Origin of the sequence: Xenorhabdus sp. PB61.4 (genome assembly GCF_963894935.1) — a bacterium.
GTDB classification, from domain to species: domain Bacteria; phylum Pseudomonadota; class Gammaproteobacteria; order Enterobacterales; family Enterobacteriaceae; genus Xenorhabdus; species Xenorhabdus stockiae.
Genome location: NZ_CAWQJR010000116.1, coordinates 1 through 1,930, shown reverse-complemented (window position 1 = coordinate 1,930; position 1,930 = coordinate 1). Strand labels below are relative to the sequence as shown.

The following is a 1,930-nucleotide window of genomic DNA, read 5'->3' as shown; positions in this document are numbered from 1 at the left end:
CTTTCCCACACGTTGGGTATTTTTGCTAATTTTAAACAAGGTAAAAGTCAACGCGACTGGCTTCAACAATCCAACGTTATAGGATGTTAAAGTCGAGCATCGCGTTAATATTAATAAAATTAAATGGTAATAATACAGGCAAAAAAATGATTTATTAGCCAATGTGGGCAAAAAAAGTGCAAATCATATAGGGTGTAATCAATGATAGATGATAATAATCACTAATTTTGAAATTAGTTTGAAATATTGCTCTGCTTTTCGGTTTGTTGCTTGCCTTTTAACGCTATAAAAGTTTTACTTGTGGGCAGTTGTTGGCGATTCTACCTGTTATTACCACTATCATTTTGTATCTTACAAGTATCAGTAAATATGATACTAATCACTGACTGTTTCATCAGGATTCAGTTTCGCCAGTGAAAATTCAAGTGCTTGCAATATTTCCTATTGTATATGCAATTCTTTTAGCAACAATAATGTAACAATCATTATGACACATCGTTTATCATCTAAGGATATTTGGGCATTAGGCTTTATGACCTTTGCCCTGTTTGTTGGTGCGGGAAATATCATTTTCCCACCTATGGTTGGCTTACAGGCGGGTGAACATGTTTGGGTCGCTGCTGCTGGTTTTTTGCTTACGGCTGTAGGTTTGCCTGTTATTACTGTTATTGCCCTGGCGAAAGTCGGTGGCGGTATTGAAGCGCTGAGTTCTCCTATCGGTAAAACAGCGGGTTTAATACTGGCAACGATCTGCTATTTGGCTGTTGGTCCGTTATTCGCAACGCCGAGGACAGCAACAGTTTCTTTTGAAGTAGGTATTGCTCCGTTAACAGGTTCAGGCGACCTTCCACTTTTTATCTATAGCGTCATTTATTTTTTGCTGGTGATTTTGGTTTCGCTATATCCGAGCAAATTACTGGATAGCGTCGGGCATGTGCTGGCACCAATCAAAATAGCGGCATTGGTGATTCTTGGAGGGGCTGCTGTACTATGGCCTGCAGGGCACCCTATTCCTGCCATTGAGACTTATCAGGAGATTCCGTTATCAAATGGCTTTGTGAATGGCTATCTGACAATGGATACTCTGGCGGCGATGGTATTTGGTATTGTTATTGTTAATGCTGCACGCTCTAGAGGGGTGGAATCATCTTCATTACTGACACGTTATACGATGTGGGCAGGTTTGATCGCAGGGCTTTGTCTGACGCTGGTTTACCTTTCTTTATTCAAACTGGGAGAAGGCAGTGGCGATTTAGTACCAACAGCTGACAATGGCGCGGCTATTCTGCATGCCTATGTTCAGAATGTTTTTGGTAACTATGGTAGTTTCTTCCTTGCGATACTGATCTTTATTGCTTGTATGGTAACTGCAATAGGCTTAACTTGTGCCTGTGCAGAATTTTTCAGCCGTTATCTGTCACTTTCTTATCGCACTCTGGTCTTACTGTTGGGGCTCTTTTCCATGTTGGTTTCCAATCTGGGGCTGAGCCATCTGATTACGTTTTCAATTCCGGTACTTACGGCAATTTATCCTCCTTGTATTGCGCTGATATTGCTGAGTTTTACTAACCGCTGGTGGCATAATTTTACCCGTATTCTGGCCCCTGCTATGCTGGTAAGCCTGATGTTTGGGATTCTGGATGCCATTAAATCATCTCATTACCTGTCACATTTGCTGCCAGAGTGGGCCACTCATCTGCCTTTAGCAGATAAAGGTCTGGCATGGTTAATACCAACTCTGCTGTCAGTGGTTGTATTTGCTCTTTATGATCGCATTGCGGGAGAAGCCAAACTCCCAAAGCATGAAATCCAGCAGGGATAAAGCTGATTATTATATTTTGATGTTTTTGTAGTAATAAGAAAATGAAACACCACAGCATGGATTTATGCTGTGGTGTTTTTGTTGTTCATTTTTTCACTAAAATAATTG

General features: G+C 41.0%; 1 protein-coding gene. It reads left to right on the top strand.

Features of this window, described 5'->3' with window-relative positions:
- Window positions 1-487: 487 nt before the first annotated feature.
- Window positions 488-1,822, top strand: a complete 1,335-nt coding sequence (brnQ, locus tag AACX68_RS07045; protein ID WP_228860843.1) for a branched-chain amino acid transport system II carrier protein — start codon at window positions 488-490, stop codon at window positions 1,820-1,822.
- Window positions 1,823-1,930 lie beyond the last annotated feature (108 nt).